19 protein-coding genes and 1 riboswitch are annotated in these 20,383 nt (G+C 62.6%); of the genes, 8 read left to right on the top strand and 11 right to left on the bottom strand.

The features are described 5' to 3' along the window. Positions 1-193: 193 nt before the first annotated feature. Entirely contained in the window at positions 194-3,901 is a 3,708-nt protein-coding gene (gene cobN / locus QZ653_RS04530) for a cobaltochelatase subunit CobN (protein WP_296418003.1), read from the bottom strand. A gap of 50 nt (positions 3,902-3,951) precedes the next feature. Between cobN and QZ653_RS04525 the strand changes: the two genes are divergently transcribed. Beyond that, entirely contained in the window at positions 3,952-4,212 is a 261-nt protein-coding gene (locus tag QZ653_RS04525) for a hypothetical protein (protein WP_296418001.1), read from the top strand. Here the strand turns inward: QZ653_RS04525 and QZ653_RS04520 are convergent. Together QZ653_RS04520 and cobW are read right to left on the bottom strand one after the other, a co-directional pair. Then, the gene (locus QZ653_RS04520; RefSeq protein ID WP_296418000.1) at positions 4,209-4,658 is read right to left on the bottom strand and encodes a GNAT family N-acetyltransferase; all 450 of its coding nucleotides are present in this window, start codon (positions 4,656-4,658) and stop codon (positions 4,209-4,211) included. The two genes, QZ653_RS04525 and QZ653_RS04520, sit on opposite strands and share 4 nt — an antisense overlap. Next, entirely contained in the window at positions 4,655-5,740 is a 1,086-nt protein-coding gene (cobW, locus tag QZ653_RS04515) for a cobalamin biosynthesis protein CobW (RefSeq protein ID WP_296417998.1), read from the bottom strand. The genes QZ653_RS04520 and cobW overlap by 4 nt, the downstream gene beginning before the upstream one ends. Between cobW and QZ653_RS04510 the strand changes: the two genes are divergently transcribed. Next, the gene (locus QZ653_RS04510) at positions 5,628-6,101 is read left to right on the top strand and encodes a DUF1636 family protein (protein ID WP_366933047.1); all 474 of its coding nucleotides are present in this window, start codon (positions 5,628-5,630) and stop codon (positions 6,099-6,101) included. The genes cobW and QZ653_RS04510 overlap by 113 nt on opposite strands. Here QZ653_RS04510 and QZ653_RS04505 read toward each other — a convergent pair. Together QZ653_RS04505 and QZ653_RS04500 are read right to left on the bottom strand one after the other, a co-directional pair. Beyond that, complete coding sequence (locus QZ653_RS04505; protein WP_296417994.1) at positions 6,098-6,778, bottom strand: CbtA family protein; 681 nt, start codon at positions 6,776-6,778, stop codon at positions 6,098-6,100. The genes QZ653_RS04510 and QZ653_RS04505 overlap by 4 nt on opposite strands. 18 nt (positions 6,779-6,796) lie before the next feature. Further along, on the bottom strand, positions 6,797-6,967 hold the full coding sequence (locus QZ653_RS04500) for a CbtB domain-containing protein (protein ID WP_296417993.1): 171 nt from the start codon (positions 6,965-6,967) through the stop codon (positions 6,797-6,799). 32 nt (positions 6,968-6,999) lie between these two features. Next, positions 7,000-7,221, bottom strand: a riboswitch (cobalamin riboswitch). A 258-nt stretch (positions 7,222-7,479) separates the two neighbouring features. Here QZ653_RS04500 and smc point away from each other — a divergent pair. Beyond that, a complete protein-coding gene (gene smc, locus QZ653_RS04495; protein WP_296417992.1) occupies positions 7,480-10,935 on the top strand; it encodes a chromosome segregation protein SMC in 3,456 nt (1,151 codons plus the stop codon). Between the two features lie 103 nt (positions 10,936-11,038). Beyond that, positions 11,039-11,410 (top strand): hypothetical protein, encoded by a 372-nt coding sequence (locus QZ653_RS04490; protein WP_296417990.1) that lies wholly within the window; start codon positions 11,039-11,041, stop codon positions 11,408-11,410. Here QZ653_RS04490 and QZ653_RS04485 read toward each other — a convergent pair. The 6 genes from QZ653_RS04485 to QZ653_RS04460 are packed head-to-tail and all read right to left on the bottom strand — an operon-like array spanning position 11,407 to position 16,702. Next, positions 11,407-12,297, bottom strand: coding sequence for a glycosyltransferase family 2 protein (locus QZ653_RS04485; RefSeq protein WP_296417988.1), 891 nt, complete (start codon positions 12,295-12,297; stop codon positions 11,407-11,409). The genes QZ653_RS04490 and QZ653_RS04485 overlap by 4 nt on opposite strands. Then, positions 12,297-13,457, bottom strand: a complete 1,161-nt coding sequence (locus QZ653_RS04480) for a lytic murein transglycosylase (RefSeq protein WP_296417985.1) — start codon at positions 13,455-13,457, stop codon at positions 12,297-12,299. Before QZ653_RS04480 ends, QZ653_RS04485 begins: the two co-directional genes overlap by 1 nt. Before the next feature lie 41 nt (positions 13,458-13,498). Further along, positions 13,499-14,389, bottom strand: coding sequence for an adenosylcobinamide-phosphate synthase CbiB (cbiB, locus tag QZ653_RS04475; protein ID WP_296417983.1), 891 nt, complete (start codon positions 14,387-14,389; stop codon positions 13,499-13,501). Further along, positions 14,386-15,306 (bottom strand): threonine-phosphate decarboxylase, encoded by a 921-nt coding sequence (locus QZ653_RS04470; RefSeq protein WP_296417981.1) that lies wholly within the window; start codon positions 15,304-15,306, stop codon positions 14,386-14,388. Before QZ653_RS04470 ends, cbiB begins: the two co-directional genes overlap by 4 nt. Then, positions 15,299-15,670, bottom strand: coding sequence for a DUF1636 domain-containing protein (locus QZ653_RS04465; protein ID WP_296417979.1), 372 nt, complete (start codon positions 15,668-15,670; stop codon positions 15,299-15,301). Before QZ653_RS04465 ends, QZ653_RS04470 begins: the two co-directional genes overlap by 8 nt. Positions 15,671-15,712: 42 nt before the next feature. Further along, positions 15,713-16,702 carry a glutathione S-transferase family protein gene (locus QZ653_RS04460; RefSeq protein ID WP_296417977.1) on the bottom strand — a complete coding sequence of 330 codons (990 nt, stop codon included), beginning with the start codon at positions 16,700-16,702 and terminating at the stop codon, positions 15,713-15,715. Positions 16,703-17,000: 298 nt separating this feature from the next. Here QZ653_RS04460 and QZ653_RS04455 point away from each other — a divergent pair, with 298 nt between their 5' ends. From QZ653_RS04455 to cbiE, 4 genes are all read left to right on the top strand, one after another. Beyond that, positions 17,001-17,216, top strand: coding sequence for a DUF6732 family protein (locus QZ653_RS04455; RefSeq protein WP_296417975.1), 216 nt, complete (start codon positions 17,001-17,003; stop codon positions 17,214-17,216). Then, positions 17,213-18,421: a sirohydrochlorin chelatase gene (locus QZ653_RS04450; protein ID WP_296417973.1), complete on the top strand. Its 1,209-nt coding sequence runs from the start codon at positions 17,213-17,215 to the stop codon at positions 18,419-18,421. Before QZ653_RS04455 ends, QZ653_RS04450 begins: the two co-directional genes overlap by 4 nt. Positions 18,422-18,487: 66 nt before the next feature. Next, positions 18,488-19,129, top strand: coding sequence for a precorrin-8X methylmutase (locus QZ653_RS04445; protein WP_296417971.1), 642 nt, complete (start codon positions 18,488-18,490; stop codon positions 19,127-19,129). Then, positions 19,122-20,330: a precorrin-6y C5,15-methyltransferase (decarboxylating) subunit CbiE gene (gene cbiE, locus QZ653_RS04440; protein WP_296417969.1), complete on the top strand. Its 1,209-nt coding sequence runs from the start codon at positions 19,122-19,124 to the stop codon at positions 20,328-20,330. Before QZ653_RS04445 ends, cbiE begins: the two co-directional genes overlap by 8 nt. Positions 20,331-20,383: the final 53 nt, after the last annotated feature.

Here is a 20,383-nt window from a genome sequence, read left to right as displayed (position 1 = left end):
TCGGGGCAATTCTTTTTGTTATTCCCCTGAACCTTTTCGCCCGAACCGGTGTTAATGCGTCAGGAGGGCAGCTGAATGCGAATTTTTTCCTTGTTTATCTTGTTTGCGTATCTGGGCGTTGCGGCGGTTGCTGCGGGGCTCTAGCACCGGCTGCCCTCACCTTTTGGGCTGACGACAGATTGCGGCGTGCGATCTAGCTGGACAGGTCCGAAATGCGCACCCGCGCCGAATTGCTGCGCGGCGTCCAAAGGCCGCGTTCGATTGCTTCTTGCAGGCGCTGGGCGATTTCGCGCAGCGCGGGTGCGTTGTGGTCCGCGATGAAGGTGCGCGTGTCGTCATCGGCCAGAAAAGCCTCTTCGACCAGATCGAAATGGTGGTTTTTGACCGCACCGGTGGTGGCTGCAAAAGCAAACAGATAATCAACCGTTGCCGCCATCTCGAACGCGCCTTTGTAGCCGTGCCGTTTGACGCCCTCGATCCATTTGGGGTTCACCACGCGCGATCGCACAACCCGCCCGATCTCATCATCCAATGTGCGGATGACAGGCCGTTCAGGACGCGAATGATCGTTGTGATAGATGGGCCGGTCGCGCCCCTGAAGGGAGGCCACCGCTGCAGCCGCGCCCCCCTCGAACTGGTAATAATCGTCGCTGTCCAACACGTCGTGTTCGCGATTGTCCTGATTCTGGACAATCGCCTCAACCTGCCCCAATCGCGCCTCGAACCCTGTCCGGTCGCGCACGCCGTCTTGGGCAGCGGAATAGGCATAGCCGCCCCATTCCAGATAGGCGTCTGCCAAATCGGCGCGGTCCGCCCAAAGCCTTTCGTCGATCATCGCCTGCAGTCCCGCACCGTAAGCCCCCGGTTTTGACCCATAGACCCGCGCCGTCCCTTCGCCCGCTTGCACGCGTGCTGCGGCGGGGTTTTGCGCCGGCGTCTCATCCAGCGCCTGAACAGCCCGCGCAGCGCTATCAAACAGCGCGATCAGCTGTGGAAAGGCATCGCGGAAAAAGCCGCTGATGCGCAGGGTGACATCGACGCGGGGGCGGCCCAATGCGCCTTCGGGGATGATCTCGAACCCCGTAACGCGCCGGTTGGCGGCGTCCCATTTGGGTTTCACCCCCATCAGCGCCATGGCCTGCGCAATGTCGTCCCCGCCAGTGCGCATGTTGGCTGTGCCCCAGGCCGTGACCAACATCGCGCGCGGCCAGTCGCCATGGTCCTGCAGGTGTTTTTCAATCAACAGGTTTGCGGATTTCCACCCCAGTGCCCATGCCGTGGGCGTGGGCACCGCGCGTGCATCGACGGAATAGAAATTCCCGCCCGTGGGCAACACATCCAGCCGCCCACGTGTGGGGGCACCCGACGGGGCGGGGGCTACGAACTGCCCCGCGAGGGCGCGGAGCAACCCGTGCCCTTCGCGCGGCCCACAGGCGGCAACTGTGTCTGCAATCGCGCCCCGCATCTCAGCCGCAACGGCATCGGACGCAGGACCGGGGCCCTCTCTGCCCTCCATCAGGGCAATCGCCAACAGCTCCAACCGCTCGACAGTGTCGCCCAGCGTGCGCCAGCTGTCCGGGGTCAGGTCCGCCAATAGGGCCGGTTTGTCTTCGGCCGGTGCGGCCATATCGCAATCCAGCGGATCAAACCCGAGGCCCAAATCAGATGCCAAGGCGCGCAAAATGGATGCATCCCCGCCCTGACCATCGCCGCGAGGAATGCGGGCCAAGGCGATCACCAGATCGCGCAGCTGCTCGCCCTCGGGTGATTGTCCGAAGATATGCAACCCGTCGCGGATCTGCGCCTCTTTCAACTCACACAGGTAGGCGTCCAGCTTGGCCAGATCGCCGTCCTCATCCCCGTCAAAGCCCACATCGGCCGCCAGTCCGGTCACATCAGACAGCGACAGGATCTCGCGCCGCAGATGGTCGATCCGGCGGGGGTCCACGCCCGCAGCCTCATAGTACTCGTCGACCAAAGCCTCCAGATCGCGCAGGGGGCCGTAGCTTTCGGCGCGGGTGAGGGGGGGCGTCAGATGGTCGATGATCACCGCAGCCGCGCGGCGTTTGGCCTGCGTGCCTTCGCCGGGGTCGTTGACGATGAAGGGATAGACGTGCGGCGTGGGGCCAAGAACCACTTCGGGCCAGCAGGCCTCGGATAGGGCTGTGGCCTTGCCTGGCAGCCATTCAAGGTTGCCATGTTTGCCCATATGTACGATCGCATCCGCGCCCCAGTGGTGGCGCAGCCAAAAATAGAACGCCAGATAGTTGTGCGGCGGCACCAGATCAGGGCTGTGGTAGGTGTCTGTCGGATCGACGTTATATCCACGCGCCGGTTGCAGCCCGACGATGGCGTTGCCGTAGCGATGAATGGAGAGGGCGAAGCCTGCCTCTGACCGACCCTCCGGGGGGAGTTTTTCTGGCCAGATGAAGAACGGATCCTCCTCCGGCGGGCCCCAGCGTGTGATGATCTGGTCTTTGACGGCCCAAGGCAGTGCATCAAAATGGGCGCGGTAGATGTCAAGGGGGAGGGTTTCGCCCCCCTGTCGGTCGGCGCGGTCGGTGAGCCAGTTTGTAGGCCCCGCCATCATGCGATCCATCAGCGATTGCGCGTCCGCAGGCGGTGTCACGTCATAGCCTGCCTGCGCCAGAAGGGTCAGCGTGTGGACCGTTGCCGCAGGGGTATCGAGGCCCACGCCATTGGCCAGCCGCCCGTCCTTGTTGGGGTAGTTTGCCACGACCAGTGCGACTTTGCGCTGTGCCGCGGGTTTCGCGCGCAAATCGGCCCAGTTGCGCGCCAGTTGCACGACGAAATCAACCCGGTCGCCCACGGCGCGGTAGGTGGCGATGGGGCATTCGGTGGCCTCGTCGAAATAGGCCTCCCCTTTGAAACTGATCGCACGGGACAGCACGCGGCCATCGACCTCAGGCAGGGCCACGTTCATGGCGATATCGCGGGAGGACAGGCCGGTCAGCCCTTCGGACCATGCGTCTTCGGAGGAGGCCGCGAGGACGACCTGAAATACCGGCGCTGCGTTGGCGTAGTCTGCCGCCAGCGGGTTCAACGCTGCTGTATCGCCTGCATGGGGGGAGCCGACGGCAAAGCTGGTGCAGTTCAGGATCACATCGGGCGGGGCTGCGTGGAACAGGCTTTCAAGCGTGGCTTGCGACAACGGGTCCTTTAGTGAGGCAACGAACACCGGAAGCGGGTTCAGGCCAGCCCGCAGTAGGCTTTTGACCAACCGATTGATCGGATTCAGCCCCGCACCCTGCACCAAAGCACGATAGAATACGATCGGTATAACGGGCGCGCCGTCGGTCCACTCGGCTTGTGCGGTCGCAAGATCGCTCACGCCCGCGCCGGGCCAATAGACCCCGGCCTTGAGCAGGGGGCGCGCGGGATCGGGACGCGCGGTCCCCTCTAACATCGCAGTTGCATAGCGCAGAAAATTCGTAGAATTTTCGGGGCCGCCTTCGACAAGGTAGGACCACAATGCGTCGTAGTCCGCATCGGCGACCGTAGACAGCGCGCGCAATTCCGCATCCGGTTTGTCGTCGCCCGGCAGCAGGGCCAAAGGCACGCCCGCCGCGCGCAGCCGTGCTGCATATTGTTCGACGCCATAGGTCCAGTAACCGACGCCGCCCAGCACCCGTGCAATCACAAGCCGCGATTTGGTGGCACAGCTGTCCAGATGCAGATCGACCGACATCGGATGCATCAGATGCATCAGGCTGGCCAATCGCAGGCCGGGTGCATCGGCCATCTCGCCCCTTGCCGCGGACAGCGCCGCCAGTTCCGTATCGGCCGCAGAAATCACCACCACATCCGCAGGCGTCTGCCCCAGATCGACGGGTTCCTTCCCGTCGTCAATCGCACCCGGCGCTGCGGCTAAAAGGTGCATGGCTGAACCTTTCTGCGACCTGCTCCGTTGATGACGCAAAGGAGATTATCATGACCAAAGACCTGCCCAACCCGATGCCCGATCCAAAACCCGCACCCGGCAAGGATTTGCCCGATCCGATGCCGGACCACCCCAAGGCCATGGCCGACCGCGATATTCCGGCGCCCCTGAAAGACGACAAAGCAGGCCAGACCGCCATAGACGAACGGGGCGGCAAGGCCATACGCGGCTGGGAAAACATCGACCAGAAAGGTCATGATCAAAGCAACGGCGACGCACCAGAGGACAGAGACGGCACAATCGGACATTAAAGCGTCTTTTCGAAAAACAGCGAATAGGGGCTTGCGTCGTAGCTGCCAAAGGGTCCGCATTCGGTGAACCCGAAACGGCGGTACAGCCGATGGGCCGCATCCAGCCCCGTGCCTGTTTCCAGCCGCAACAGTGGCAGGCCTTCGGCGCGTGCGGTGTCTTCGATCATCCGCAGCACGGCAGCGGCCACGCCTTTGCCACGCCCTGCCTCGTCTGTGAACATGGACTTGACCTCACCATAGCCGTCCATGACTGCCAGTGCGCCTGTCCCCAGAACTAAGTCCCCCTCGCGTGCCGCAAAGAACCGGATGTGGTCGGCGCACAGCGCATCAAGATCCAGATAATGACAGGCATCAGCCGGAAACATCGCGTTCATCAAGGCATGACTTTGGCCCAGCAAGGCGGCAGGGCCAGGGGCCTTCGGGTCAGCGGGTTCAACCGAAATCATGCGCGCAGGGCGGCGTCAATTGCCGCACGATCCAGACCCGCCTGACCGATCACGACCAACCGCGTGATGCGGGGCGCGGCGCCAAAGGGGCGGTCAAAATACGTATCGACCCGAGGGCCCACGGCCTGCAGGGTCAACCGCATAGGCTTGCCTTCGATGGCAGCAAACCCTTTGAGGCGTAAAATGTCGTGGGCGCGGATTACGTCGGCCACCTGTTCGGCAAAGGCCGTGGCGTCTGCGATCTCACCCCGTTCGACTACGAAGCTTTCGAACTCGTCATGGCCGTGTTCGTGTTCATGATCGTGGTGGTGATGGTCGTCTGCGTGATCATCATGGTGATCGTCGTCGTGATGGTGGTGGTGATGGACCTCATGGCGGGCGTCCAGATCGCCTTCGGCGCCGACACCCTGACCCAGCAGCACATCCACCGGCAGCGCGCCCATCGTTGCGGTCACCACCTGCACGCCGTCACGGGCATCCGATTTCAACGCGGCGCGCAGATTATCGGCTTGTCCGGCTTCCAGCAGATCGGCCTTGTTGACCACGATCATATCGGCACAGGCGATCTGGTCCTCGAACAGCTCACTCAGCGGGGTTTCGTGATCGAGGTTTTCGTCCAGCTTGCGCTGGGCGTCCACGGCCTCAACGGAATGGGCGAACCGTCCGTCCGTCACGGCGCGTCCGTCCACGACCGTCACCACGCCGTCCACGGTCACCTTGGTCGAAATGCCGGGCCAGTTGAATGCGCGCACCAAGGGCTGCGGCAAGGCCAGACCTGACGTTTCAATCACAATGTGATCGGGCGGGTTGTCGCGCCCCAGAAGCTTTTCCATGGTGGGGATGAAGTCATCGGCCACGGTGCAGCAGATGCAGCCGTTGGACAGCTCCATAATATCGTCTTCGGTGCAGGTTTCATCGCCGCAGCCTTTCAGGATGTCCCCATCGACGCCCAGATCACCGAATTCATTGATGATCAACGCGATGCGGCGCCCTTGCGAATTTTCCAGCATGTGGCGGATCAATGTGGTCTTGCCGGCCCCCAGAAAACCGGTGACGACGGTGGCAGGAATCTTGGCAGGCATGTGTTTCGTCCTTATGTCATGTGGCGCAAGGCGCGCGAAAGGAAGTCCAATGGCCCCCACGACCGGAGACCGCTTTATCATTTGCACCGGCTGTACCGGCGGCGCGGATCTGGCCCGCGCATTGAAGGGCCGCGTGCCGGTGGAAACCACCGACTGCATGAACGTCTGCGACAGCCCTGTGTCTTTGGCCGTTCGGGCCGAGGGCAAGGCCGCCTATCTGTTCACCGGCGTGGACCCCGACGCCCCTGAGGACATCGAGGCCTTTGCCAAACTTTATGCCGCAGCATCCGACGGGCAGATTATGGACGCACGGCCCGCAGGCAATCTGCGGTTTTGTCTGGTTGGGCGTATCCCCGCCTAAGCCTCCCGCGTCCAGAAATAGGCGCAGAAAAAGCCCAGACAGGTCCAGCCCACCGCCGCCGCCCCCAGTGAATAGGTCACAAATTGCGCGGCCAGTTCCGGTGGGGCCACGCCCCAATAGGTGTCCAGCCGCGGTGCCCCGATCAACTGTGGTGCGGCCAACAGCGCCACACCCACCAGCGCCAATGGCCCACGGACAAAGGCGATCATCCACAATCCTAGGCCGGACGCAATCAGCGTACCCAGCCACCAAGCCTGCCGCGCCTCAACCTCGGCCCCGATGGTGCCGGGCAATACAGGCGGCAGGCCAATCGCGGGGGCCAGCTGGATCGCGATGAAACCGCACAGGCCCCAGATGATCCCCTGACGGGCCGTGATTGTGGTAAACCCCTTCATCTCGGTCAGGGCCATCGCGGCGAGCATCAAAAACCCGAAGCCCACATAAGTCACGATGTTGAAGCCGACCGTCATCAGATGACGGCCCCATTCGCCGCCCAAACCGGGCACACCCCGTTCGGATTGTGGCGATCCGTCGGCACCGAAATGCACGCGAGTGCCGCCCTCGAACAACTCACCCTCCAGCAACGTCGGGATGACAAAATAAAACTGCAACGCGGCGGCAATCAGCCCCGCTGCAAGCCCAGCGAACACCGCGCTGGTCAGCAATTTTTGTGACATGGTTTTACGCTGTCTGCCTTAGTGGCAGGGGAACGCCATGGCGTGACGCTGATCATGCGCCGCATCATGCAGCACAGACGCCTGCGCGTAGCCTGAGGCCAGCAGCAACATCGCACCGGCAAGGGCCGCGAATACGATGGGCATCAGTTGCACGTCAGCGCGGGCGATTGTTTTGGTGGTCGCGTTCATAGTCTACTCTCCTGTTCCGTCATCCCCGACGGTTGGTTTCAGTCTCGCATGGCAGGTCTCCTGGCTTGCGGGTCATTGTGGTTTGCGCCCTCCTTCCCGGTTACCCAGTGGATTTGGACGCACACTCACCGCTTACAGTCGCGGGGGCGGCTGTGGCATTCGGCCTCCTGCTTGGATCGGCCCGCACCACATTCCCTTTTGATCCCCTTTCCGGCTTGGCCGGTCAGAGTGGAACCATGCCCGTCTGTTGTGCGCCTTTGTCGCACGGTGGGTCAAGGAGGATTCCGGCGTCATTGGGGCGAAAACGACAGCGCTCTTGGCAGGCGGCGTCCTAAAATTCGTGAATTTTAGGGCCTCCGGTGGAGGTATTTTTGGACCAGAGATGCCCAAAATACCCGATATCTTGTGGATAACCGCCCATTTCGATCCATATCCGGTGTGGTTTCGTTGACTCGCGGGTCTTCTGCCGCGCAGCATAGACCTCTGACGCAGAATCAACGCGAGCCTTCTTCATGCGGTTTTCCCGCCTCCGCCTCAACGGCTTCAAAAGCTTCGTCGATCCGACCGACCTGATCATTCAGGACGGGCTGACCGGCGTTGTGGGCCCGAATGGCTGCGGCAAGTCCAATCTGCTGGAGGCGCTGCGCTGGGTCATGGGGGAGAATCGCCCCAAAGCCATGCGCGGTGGCGGGATGGAGGACGTGATCTTTGCCGGTGCCTCTACGCGGCCGGCGCGCAATTTCGCGGAAGTCAGCCTGATTATCGACAATGCCGAACGGCTGGCCCCAGCGGCGTTCAACGACAGCGATAACCTCGAAATCGTGCGCCGGATCACCCGTGATGTGGGGTCCGCCTATAAGGTCGGCACCAAGGACGTGCGGGCGCGCGATGTGCAGATGTTGTTTGCGGATGCGTCGACAGGGGCGCATTCCCCCGCGCTTGTGCGGCAGGGCCAGATTTCCGAACTGATCAATTCCAAACCCAAAGCCCGCCGTCGCATTCTGGAGGAGGCCGCTGGTATCTCTGGCCTCTACCAACGGCGTCATGAGGCGGAGTTGAAGCTGAAAGGGTCCGAACAGAACCTTGCCCGTGTAGATGATGTGATCGAACAGCTGGCCAGCCAGTTGGGGCAGTTGGCGCGGCAGGCCCGGCAGGCGGCGCGGTATCGTGCCATCGGGGATGAGTTGCGGCAGGCCGAAGGGCTGTTGCTTTACCGTCGTTGGAAAGAGGCGGACGAGGCGCGCGCCGCCGCCGCCGATCAGTTGCGTGAACGCACGACCGCCGCTGCCGCTGCCGAAACCGCCGCCCGCCAATCGGGCAAGGCCCGTCAGGCCGCCGAAGATGCTCTGCCCCCCCTGCGCGAGGAGGAGGCGATTGCCGCCGCCGTTCTGCAACGGCTCAACGTGCAGCGCGACACGCTCACCGATCAGGAAGCCCGCGCCAGACAGACCATCGAAACCCTGACCAATCGCATTGAACAGCTGGCCCGCGATATGGAGCGTGAGGCCGGTCTGAACAAGGACGCAGGCGAGACGATTGAACGGCTTGAATGGGAAGCCACCGAAATTGCCAAGGCCCATGAGGGCCATGCGGACCGTCTGGAAGAGGCCCGCGTGGCCTCCACCGATGGGGCGCAGATTTTGGCGGATCGCGAAGCGGACCTCAGCCAGATGACCGAGGACGTGGCCCGCCTTGCGGCCCGTCACCAGTCCGCACAACGGTTGATCGACGACTACCGCAAGACACTGGAAAAGAACGAGGCCGACGCCCAACGTGCCCTGGCCGCCCGCGCTGAAGCGCAAACCGCTTTGGAACGCGCCGCACAGGATTTTGAACGCGCCCGAGCGGATGAGGCCACCGCCCGCGCGACGGCAGAAAAGGCCGAAACTGTTCTGACCGAAGCCGAAGCCGCCCGCGCCGACACCCAAGCCCGTGAGGCCGACGCCCGTGCCCTGCGATCAGAGGCCGAGGGCGAGGCAAACGCCCTGCGTGCCGAAACCGCCGCCCTGGCCAAACTGGTAGACCGCGACAGTGCCGAAGGCAGCCAGATCCTCGACCAGCTGCGCGTCGAAGGCGGCTATGAAAAGGCGCTGGGGGCTGCTCTGTCCGACGACCTGAAGGCGCCGGCTGTGACGGACGACATGGGATCCGGCTGGGTCGCGCTGCCGGGCTATAGCCAGCCGCAAACCCTGCCCACGGGCGTTAAGGCGCTGACCAACTATGTCTCGGTGCCGGAAGTTCTGGTGCGCCGTATGGGGCAGGTGGGGCTGGTGGAGGCCGCCGATGGGCCGCGCCTGCAAAAAGACCTCGCCCCCGGACAGCGCCTTGTGTCGCTGGACGGTGATCTGTGGCGCTGGGACGGCTTTCGTGCCGCCGCCGAGGATGCGCCCTCTGCTGCGGCCTTGCGTCTGCAACAGTTGAACCGGCTTGAGGGTCTCAAGAAAGACCTCAACGACGCGGTCGCCAAGGCCGACGGCATGGCGCAGGCGCATGATATGTTGACCGCGCGGCTTGCCGAACTTGCGCAGGCGGATAAAGCCGCCCGTGACGCCCGCCGTGCCGCTGATGCTGCGGTGGCCGATGCCAACCGCGCGCTCAGCCGTGCTGAGGCAGATCGCAACCTGTCGGAAAGCAAACTCGACAGTTCCGGCCTTGCGGTGTCGCGCCACGAAGAGGAGGCCATGACCGCGCGCACGGCCCTGACCGAGGCTGAGGCTGCGGCTAAATCCCTCGCCCCGCTGGATGACGCCCGTGCCAAAGTCGAGGACGTCAAAATGACCGTCGAAGCCGCGCGCATGACGATGATGGCCAAACGGTCCGGCTATGATGAGGTCCGCCGCGAGGGCGAAGCCCGCACCAAACGCGCGCAGGAAATCACCAAAGAGGTCAGCGGCTGGAAACACCGGCTTGAGACCGCGAACAAACGCTCATCCGAACTGGCCGAACGTAAGGACACGTCCGAGGCGGAACTTCAGGATGCAATGACGGCCCCAGATGACATCGCCGCCAAACGCGACGAACTGGCCACCGCCATAGAGGAGGCCGAAGGCCGCCGCCGCACCGCCGCCGACACGCTGGCCACCGCAGAAACCACTTTGCGTGACGCCACCATGGCGGAACGCGACGCCGAACGCGCAGCATCCGAGGCCCGTGAGGCCCGCGCGCGGTCCGAGGCCCGTGCCGATGCCGCCCGTGAAACCATGGACGCCGCCGCCGCGCGCATTATGGAGGCGCAGGAAACCACCCCTGACAAGCTGTTGGATCAGTTGGATGTGGACCCCGACAAAATGCCCGCGTCCGAGGCGATCGAAAACGACGTCAACCGTCTGAAACGTCAACGCGACGCGCTGGGCGCTGTGAACCTGCGGGCTGAAGAAGACGCCAAAGAAGTGCAGGAAGAACACGATCTGCTGGTCAGCGAGAAGACCGATCTTGAGGAGGCGATTCGCGCCCTGCGCACGGGCATCGCCTCGCTCAACAAAGAAGGTCGCGAACGTCTGCTGACGGCGTTTGAACAAGTGAACGACAGCTTCGGGACCTTGTTCAAGCACCTCTTTGGCGGGGGTGAGGCGAAACTGGTGATGGTCGAATCCGATGACCCGCTGGACGCCGGTCTCGAAATTATGTGTCAGCCACCGGGCAAAAAGCTCAGCACGCTTAGCCTGTTGTCAGGCGGCGAACAGACACTGACCGCTCTGGCGTTGATCTTTGCGGTGTTCTTGGCCAACCCCGCGCCCATCTGTGTGCTGGACGAGGTGGACGCCCCGCTGGACGACGCCAACGTCACGCGGTTCTGCGACCTGTTGGACGAGATGACCCGACGCACGGATACGCGGTTCCTGATCATCACGCACCATGCCGTGACCATGTCCCGTATGGACCGTCTGTTCGGTGTCACCATGGGCGAACAGGGCGTCAGCCAATTGGTCAGCGTCGATCTGAAAGCTGCCGAAACCTTGGTGGCGTAGGCAGAATTTCCTCGAAATTTCGTCCTCAATGCCTTTTCAAGACCTTGCGCCACCCACGCCATTGTGACGCGACACCTGCGGGTTGGCTGATAACATGCGGGGTATGAAACACGTCATCCTCACATTTGTCGCGGTCTTGGCATTGCCCGCCACCGCGCAAGAGTACGACCCGCGCCCGACGGACAGCTTGCCAGATACCGCTGCCTTGTCCGCGCTCATCCTCGACCGTGATTTGATCTATTTCGATGACGGCACTTCGCGCTACAGCGCCGATGGCAGCTACACATGGACCTATTCACAAGCCAACGGCGGGGGCATCTGGGAAGGCAGCCACACCATCACTGACAACATTGTCTGCATCACCTTTGCAACCGGCATGGAACGCTGTGATATGTTCGTGACCTCAGGCGACCGGCTGACCTTGCTGACCGCCGATGGTGACCGCTACCCGATCCGCGAAATTCGCGTGCCCTAGAACAGGGCCGCGACCTTGTCTTTCAGGTTCAAATCCGCCTCAAGCAGCAAATTGTGGGCCTTCAGTTTCGCCACCAGTTCGGCCGTGGCGGATTGGGTTCTGGTGTAAAAATCGTCAATCTCTGCCGGTGTCGCATCAGACGCGAAGGCCGCCAGGGTTTCGTTGAACCGGTAGGCCCCGTCAGTCGTGCGGTGCGGCAGCGCCTGAAGCCACGCCGCCTTGTCCTGCGCGTGAAAATGCAGGACCGTCAGATCAGGATGCAGCGCCAGTTTGATCGGCGCAGGGTCATCGCCCCAGCTGGCCGCATGCAGTTTGGGCATCAACCCGTCCAGCCCCGTGCGGAACAGGGATTTACCGGCCTTATGGCTTAGCATGTTTTTCATCAAAAGGGCTGTGTAATCCCCCAAGACGTCCATCCGGTGTTCAAGGGGCAGTGACGTGGGAAACGGATATTTGAACTGGCGCGCGGTGAAGATGTCATCGGGCAAAGTCGGGTCATGCAGCGCCTCGGCCGGACGTGCCCGCAAGAACGGTGTTCCGTCTGTCCAATCGTCCAAAATGTCGCTGACCGGGCGGGTGGGCCATAAGAATTCGTCCACATCCAGATGCGCCAGAACCGCGACCTCAGCCTGTGCATAGATGCGCTGGACGTTATAGGTCTGCCGCATCTCCTGCCGTCGGGGCCGTCGCCCGAGCGTTGCCCAATAGCTCTGGTCGCACAGCACAGGCGTCACGCCGTCAATCTGGCCAAGGATGCCCGCGGATACCGCATCCGCATCATCCAGATGCACCCAGATCCGTGCCGCACCCAGATGTTTGTGCCACGCAACAAAGGCCAGTATCTGCGCAAGGGGTGCCTTTACGGTCGTGCAGACACCCCAGTCCATCACAGCTGTGCCAGCAAGGATGCCGTGGGCCACGCATCGGCGGGCAGGCCCAGTCGCTGTTGTTCTGCCTGAACGGCGGCACGGGTTTTTGCCCCCAAAATACCGTCGGCCCCGCCCACGTCATAGCCGCGCGCTTGCAGCTTTTCCTGCAATTGCTGGATTTGGTCCCCGCTAAGCCCCGGCGCGGGATTGCCGGCGTCATAGACCTGCGCGCCCCCGATCCTCGTGGCGAAATAGGCCGCCGTCAGGACATAGACGAACGACTGGTTCCATTCGAAATACACATCGAAATTCGGATAGGCGAGGAACGCGGGCCCGTTGCGCCCCATGGGCAAAATCAAAGACGCGGGCAACTGCGCCAGATCACCCTCCCGCGCCTGCACCCCCATTGCGGCCCAATCAGACGCAGGCAGCCGTGTTTGCGTGCCTGATAGGGACCAATCCATCGCGTCGGGCACCACGACCTCTTGCAGCCATGGCTGGTTCGGCACCCACCCCAGAGAGGACAGCACGCTCGCCCCCGACAACAGCGCATCAGGCGGAGACGTCTTCAACGACACCTGCCCGTCGCCGTCCCCGTCACGTCCGTTTTCGATGATGTCACCGGGCAACATCTGCACCATCCCGATTTCACCGGCCCAAGCGCCTGTTGTCGTGTCGGGGTTCAGATCGCCGCGTGCGAACAGCTCCATCGCGGCGAAAATCTGCGGGCGGAACAATTCGGGTCTGCGGCAATCGTGCGCCAATGTCACCAGCGCGTTGCGCGTGTTGAAATTGCCCTGCACCGCGCCAAAATCCGTCTCGAACGCCCAAAAGGCCAACAGAACCTCGCGGGGGATGCCCAGTTCCGCCTCGATCCGGTCAAAAATCGCGTCCTGACGCTGCGACTGCGCCCGCGCGTTTTCAATCCGGTTGTTTGAGATCAGCCGCCGCGAAAAGTCGACAAAATCGCGTTGGAACACGCCCTGCGCGCGGTCGGCCCGCAGCACATCCGCGTCCTGCTGGGCATTTGCCAGAAACCGCTCCGCCACACCGCGCTCAAGCCCAAGCGTCACAGCCTCATCAACCAGACCCGCCTTGAACGCGGACCAGGACCCGCCACAGGTCTGCGCCGCAACAGGCCCTGCCGCCAATATCGCCAAAACTGTCAGAACCCGCATCACTCATCCTCCAAATGTGTCCGCACCACCCTAACGACTGGTCAAAGCAGCGCAATCACCAGCACACAAACCAGCGCTAATGCCCAGGCCCGCCACAAAATCCGGATAGCCCCGTCAATATCATCCGGCCCCACATCCCTGCGGCCTGGGCCATGGACCCACGGTAAATCCTCCATCCGGCCGTCATAGCTGCGCGGGCCGGACAGGGACACGCCCAGCGCCGGTGCCATCGCGGCCTCCGGCCAGCCTGCATTGGGCGACCGGTGCAACGCCGCATCGGCCCGGATTGCGGCCCAAGGGGCGCGGGTCGGGGCGACAGCGCGGATCAGCGCGGCGGTGATCCGTGCAGGCAACCAATTCACCACATCATCCAGCCGTGCCGCCGCCCAGCCAAAGGCCTGATATGTCTCGGTCCGGTAACCGACCATGCTGTCCGCCGTGTTGATCACCTTATAAGCGATTAACCCTGGCAGTCCGGCGACCACAAACCAAAAAAGCGGCGCAATCACCCCGTCGCTGAAATTCTCAGCCGCCGATTCGATTGCCGCCCGCGCAACGGCGTCGCCTTCCATCCGCGACACATCACGCCCGACGATCATGGCCACAGCCCGCCGTCCATCGCCCAGCGAGATGCGCAACGCATCGCCCACAGCCTGCACGTGTTGCACCAGTGACCGCTGCGCCAACAACATTGCACCAACCAGCACCTCGGCCCACCAACCGGGCAGGGCCGCAAGAACCAATCCTAAACCAATCGCACCGATGACCAGAATGCCCACGGCCAGCACCCCCGCGGCCCGCGTGCGGTTGTTCAACCGTCTATCCAGCCAGCCCACCGCACGGCCCATCAAAACAGCCGGATGGGGCAGGCGTGACCACAGCCAACGAGGCTCTCCCAGCACAGCATCCAGCACCATTGCCAGCGCAATCATCCCAGCGCCGCCTTAAGCTGGTCCCACCGGTCAGGCGCGGGCAGGCCCAGTCTGATCCATGTTTTCGAATAGGGGAAAATGCGGCTCCAGACATGGCCGCGCGCCAGTTTATCCTGCATGGCGGCGGCGTCGGGAACTTCATACGTGCGAAACAAATCCGTTCCGCCAACCAATTCCCAACCGACCAATTCATCCAGCCGCTTGGCACCTTCGGCCAGCCGGTCCCGCGTGGCCTCGGCCCAGGCCACATCCTCCAACGCGCGCGTGCCGATCTCCAAGGTAGGGCCTGCAACAGCCCATGGACCCAACTGGTCCCGCAGACGCATGGCAATCTCCGGCGTACAGATCGCAAAGCCCAGCCGCGCACCGGCCAGCCCCCAGAATTTCCCGAAACTCTTGAGGGTAATCTGATCGGACTGAACGCCCAGAAGGCTCGCGTCAGGACAGACGTCGCAGAAACTTTCATCGACAACACAGGGACCCACCAGATCCTGCGCCGTCCACACTCGCCCGTCGGGGTTGTTCGGATGAACCATGACCCGCACGTCGGGCGCGTCCTCGTTTACGGTCCAGCCATTGGCCTCAAACGCGGCGCGGTGTTCGTTGTAAGTGGGGCCGGGGATGGCCACGCGCTGACCTGTCCAGACATGGGGAATGGCGGCGATCAACGCCGAAGCGCCATTGGCCGCCACGATGTCCAAATGCTCTGGCACAGCCCAGAACCGGCGTGCCGCTGCCAGCAACCGGTCCATCGCGCCGCTGTCAGGCAGGGCGGTCCATGCGTCCGCGGAAATCTTGCCCACGGGATAAGGCACCGGGTTGATGCCGGTACTCAGGTCCAGCCATTCCGCGCGCACACCGCCATAGACGGCCACCGCAGCATCCAGCCCCCCGCCATGATCGCGCCCCTCAGGCATCCGGCAGTGGCTGGTGGCGGGACACGAAATGGCCCTTCACGCCCTGCGGCCATTCACGGTAAGGCACCTGACCCGTCTCTGAGGCTGCGTGTTTGCCGGCGTATTCAACAATCGCTTCGGCGTCTTCTGCCGTGGCCTCGAACGTTCCAAGCGAATAGTTGATCTTGCCCGCCGCCTGCACCGTGATGTTACACGCGCGGTCACATCCCATGGTGCAGGACACGCGGCGGGTGCGGACATCGTCCGCGGTCGCAGCGGCGGCCTCAACCAAGGCGGCCAAAGCCTCCCCGTCGGTGGGCTGGCCAGAGGCCGCATCCCAACCCTCGCGTTTGCAGGTGTCGCAAATGGTGATCCAGGTCGTCATGGCGGGCCCTTTCCATAGGTCCCGCCAACTTCAACCCCAATCTTAAGCGGCCTTCAACCCATCCCGTCCGTGCGGGGCCTCAAAATCAATCACCGGATTGATCGGCAGGATGCGGTTGGGGTTAATGCTTTCGTGGCTGTAGTGATAATGGCGCACGATGTGATCCATATTCACCGTCTCCGCGACGCCGGGCACCTGATAAAGCTCCCGTGTGAATCCCATCAGGTTCGGGTAATCCATGATCCGTTTGCGGTTACATTTGAAATGCTGGTGATAGACCATGTCAAAGCGGATCAACGTGGTCCACAACCGCCAATCAGCCTCTGTCATCCGGTCGCCCATCAGATAGCGACCCTTTCCCAACCGCTCCTCCAGCCAATCCAGACTGTCAAACAGCGGATGTACGGCGGCGTCATAGGCCTCTTGCGTGGTGGCAAAGCCGGATTTGTAGACGCCATTGTTGACCGTATCGTAGACCCGCGCATTCACCTCTTCGATGTCATCGCGCATTTCTTCGGGCCAATAGTCATCGGTGTTGCCGGTGATCCCGTCAAATGCCGAATTGAACATGCGAATGATTTCAGAGCTTTCGTTGCTGACAATCGTTTCGCGTTCCTTGTCCCACAGGATCGGTACCGTTACGCGGCCCGTGGCCTGCGGGTTGGCCCGCACATAAATATCGCGCGCAAAGTCGTGCCCATAAAGCGTGTCACCCGTGGCCCCGTGGTCATCGGTTTCAAACGTCCAGCCATCCGACAACATATCAGGATGCACGGCCGAGATCGTAATGTGGTCTTCCAACCCCTTCAGCTTGCGAAAGACCAGGGCGCGGTGCGCCCATGGGCAGGCATAAGACACATACAGATGATAGCGCCCGCTTTCGGCCTTGAACCCGCCCTCACCGGACGGCCCGGCAGACCCGTCCGCCGTTATCCAGTTGCGAAACTTGGCATTGTCACGCTTGAACGCGCCTCCGGTTGATTTGGTGTCATACCAAACATCATGCCATTCACCATCTACGAGCTGTCCCATCAGGGCCTCCATTCATTGCTTGGGGTTGAGATAGCCCGCCAACCCGCGCACGCAAACGCCCAAGCGGGCGCAGAAAAGGTGCGCAAACGCACATGTCTGTCGTCGCGTCCCGATGTCCGGATGCCGCATCTGCTCTTGCCCCGTTCCCGCCTGTCAGGCACAACAGCGCCTAGACGACGCCTATTTCAGGCCAGAACGGTTGGTGCGCCAAAGGTTGACCCAAAACGGGGACCAAGGGCGCACATCGTCAACCACCCGCACCTGCGGTCCTCTGGCGTGCCGAGAACGGAGACCTCACATGCGGACAATCCTCACCGCCCTGATCCTTAGCCCAGCCCCCGCCTTGGCCCATATCGGCCATCTGGGGGAGGTCGCAGGCCATGGCCACTGGATCGCCTTGGGCGGCATCGCGCTGGCCGGGGCCATTGCCTTGCTGGGTGGGCGCAAGAAGGCCGATGAGGCGCAGACGGACGACACCGCCGAAGACGACGAAACAGAGGAAGCCCCCGCATGACCACCCCACCCAAAACCGGCGTGATGATCTGCGGCCATGGCTCCCGCTCTCAATCCGCGGTCGATGAATTTGCCACACTGGCCGACAAGCTGCCCGCGCTGCTGCCCAAAGACTGGCAGACGGAATACGGCTATCTTGAATTTGCCAACCCCGTGATCCGCGACGGCCTTGATAAGCTGCGAGAGGCCGGATGTGAACGTATCCTGGCGGTGCCCGGTATGCTCTTTGCGGCCATGCACTCAAAGAATGACATTCCAACGGTGCTGAACACCTATGCCGCAAAACACGGCATGCAGATCAGCTATGGCCGCGAACTAGGCGTGGACCCGAAGATGATCGCCGCTGCCGCCGGTCGCATTCAGGAGGCCGTGGCGCAGGCGAACGTGGATCATGGTGAGGTCTCCCTTCACGACACCTGCCTTGTGGTCATCGGACGCGGCGCGTCCGACCCCGACGCCAACGGCAATGTCGCCAAAATCGCACGGATGCTGCACGAAGGGATCGGCTTTGGCTGGTGCGAGGTCGGCTATTCCGGCGTGACCTTCCCGCTGGTGGAACCTTGCCTGCAACATGCCGCGAAGCTGGGCTACAAACGCATCGTCGTGTTCCCCTATTTCCTGTTCTCGGGCATTCTGATTGACCGCATCTACGGCTTCACCGACCGTGTGGCCGACGCCAACCCTGACATCCAATTCGTCAAGGCGGGCTATCTGGGCGATCACCCCAAGGTGCTGGAAACCTTCGCGGAACGGATCATCGAACAGACGGGCAAGAATCCGCCCCCCAACTGTGGCATCTGCGGCTACCGCGAACAGGTGCTGGCGTTCGAAAACGGGGAGCACAAACACATCACCCCCGACCAGCGCAATCACCCCGCCTTTGACGACACCCCGCCGCCCACCTGCGTGCTATGCAAATACCGCACCGCCGTTGTGGGGTTCGAGGGCGAGGTGGGGGCGATACAGGAATCGCACCACCACCATGTCGAAGGGCAGGGTGCCTCCGCACCGGGATCAAACGTCGCCGATTGCAGCCTGTGTGACACGTTCTGCACCGGCATGTGCCGGCTTGAGGCGCAGCATGCGCATCACCACCACCATCACCATGATCACGACCATGGCGATCATCACCATCATCACCACGCCGAATACCCCCACGCCAAACACCCCCATGGCCCGGAATCGGCTCGAAAGTCCAAACCGTGATCTCTTCAGCAGCGGCGCCAAATTTCCGGAAATTTGGCCCCCCGATCAAAATTCCGGAATTTTGAGATGCGCCCCTATGAAAAGGATCCCAGCGCCATCTATGCGGCGTCTTTCGCGACCGTCGCGCAAGAGGCGCGTCTGGACCGTTTCCCGGCCCGGATGCACCCGCTCATCACGCGTCTCATCCATTCCTGCGGCATGGTCGAGATTGCGGACCGTCTGGCGTTCTCTTCCGATGTTGCCATGACCGGCCACGCGGCCCTGCAAAATGGTGCGCCCATCCTGTGTGATTGCGAAATGGTCGGCGCGGGCATCATCCGCCGCTATCTTCCGGCGGGCAATGACGTCATCGTCACCCTCAATGACCCGCGTACACCGGATCACGCCAAACAGATCGGCAATACCCGGTCTGCCGCTGCGGTGGAGTTTTGGGAGCCGCACATCAAAGGGGCCGTCGTGGCCATCGGCAATGCGCCCACGGCGCTTTTTCATTTGCTGGACCTCCTTGATCAGGGCTTTCCGAAACCCGCCGTCATCCTCGGTTTTCCCGTGGGCTTCGTCGGTGCCGCCGAAAGCAAGGCCGAACTCTCCGCCAACCCGCGCGGCGTGGATTTTGTCGCCCTGCGTGGCCGCAAAGGTGGGTCCGCCATGGCGTCGGCTGCGGTCAATGCGCTGGCCGCCGGACTGCCGGAGGTGGCTCATGGTTAACGTGGCCCCGTGGCTTCATATTGTCGGCATCGGCGAGGACGGGATGGACGGCCTGACCCCCGCCACCCGCGCCATCGTCGAAGCGGCTGAGGTGATCGTCGGCGGGGACCGTCATCACACTCTGTCCGCCAACCCGACGGCTGACCGCATCGCCTGGCCCTCGCCCTTTGATGCGATGGTCAACACCTTGAAATCATTGAAAGGTCGTCGTGCCGTTGTGCTGGTCACGGGCGATCCTTTGTGGTTCTCCGTGGGGGCCCGCATCGGGCGCGCCATTCCCCCGTCCGAACTGGTCTATCACCCTCAACTCAGCGCCTTTCAACTGGCCGCTGCGCGGATGGGATGGTCCCTGGCCGATGTCGAAACCCTCACCGTGCATGGCCGACCGGTTGAACAAATGATTGCATTTATTCAACCAGATCAGAAGCTTATCGTCCTGACGACGGGCGCGGAAACGCCCGGGCAGATCGCGGATTTCCTCACCAAGCGTGGCTTCGGCGGATCCCGCATGACGGTGCTGGCCGCCATGGGCGGTGACCGCGAAGAACGGTTTGACGGCACAGCCGCTGACTGGTCGCATGAGGTGCCAGCCTTCAATACCTTGTGTATCGACTGCGTTGCTGCACCAGATGCAGCGCTCTTGCCCCGCGTGCCGGGCCTCGCCGATGATTTGTTCCAATCAGACGGCACCATGACAAAACGCGAGGTCCGCGCCGCAACTTTGGCGAAACTGATGCCCATGCGCGGCGCGCTGTTGTGGGACATCGGCACAGGCTGTGGCAGTGTCGCCATCGAATGGATGCGCGCCGCGCGCTACGCCCGCGCCATCGGCATCGAACCCCGTGCCGACAGGCGGGCGATGGCCGCCGAAAATGCGTTGGCGCTGGGCACACCGAAGCTGGATTTGATCGATGGCACTGTCCCCCAGGCGCTGGCGGGTCTTGAAGCGCCCGACGCGGTGTTTATCGGCGGTGGTCTGTCGCTTGAGACGTTCGAGGCTGTCTGGACCGCAGTGCGCCCCCTCGGGCGCGTGGTCGCAAATGCGGTGACGCTGGAAAGCGAAGCCCAGTTGATTGCGTTGCACAAAACCCATGGGGGCGATCTGGTTCGTCTGCAGACCCATCGCGCCGAACCGGTTGGCACGTTCACAGGCTGGCGTCCGTCCATGCCGGTGACACAGTGGAGCCTGATCAAAAGATGAGGGGCGCATGTGGCAAAACGGCCCTCCGGGGGGAGTTTTTCGGGCCAGATGAA

It is taken from the genome of Pseudooctadecabacter sp., from assembly GCF_020627745.1.
Classification (GTDB): domain Bacteria; phylum Pseudomonadota; class Alphaproteobacteria; order Rhodobacterales; family Rhodobacteraceae; genus Octadecabacter.
The sequence above is the reverse complement of the archived record's forward strand: the minus strand, read 5'-3'. Positions and strand labels throughout refer to the sequence as shown.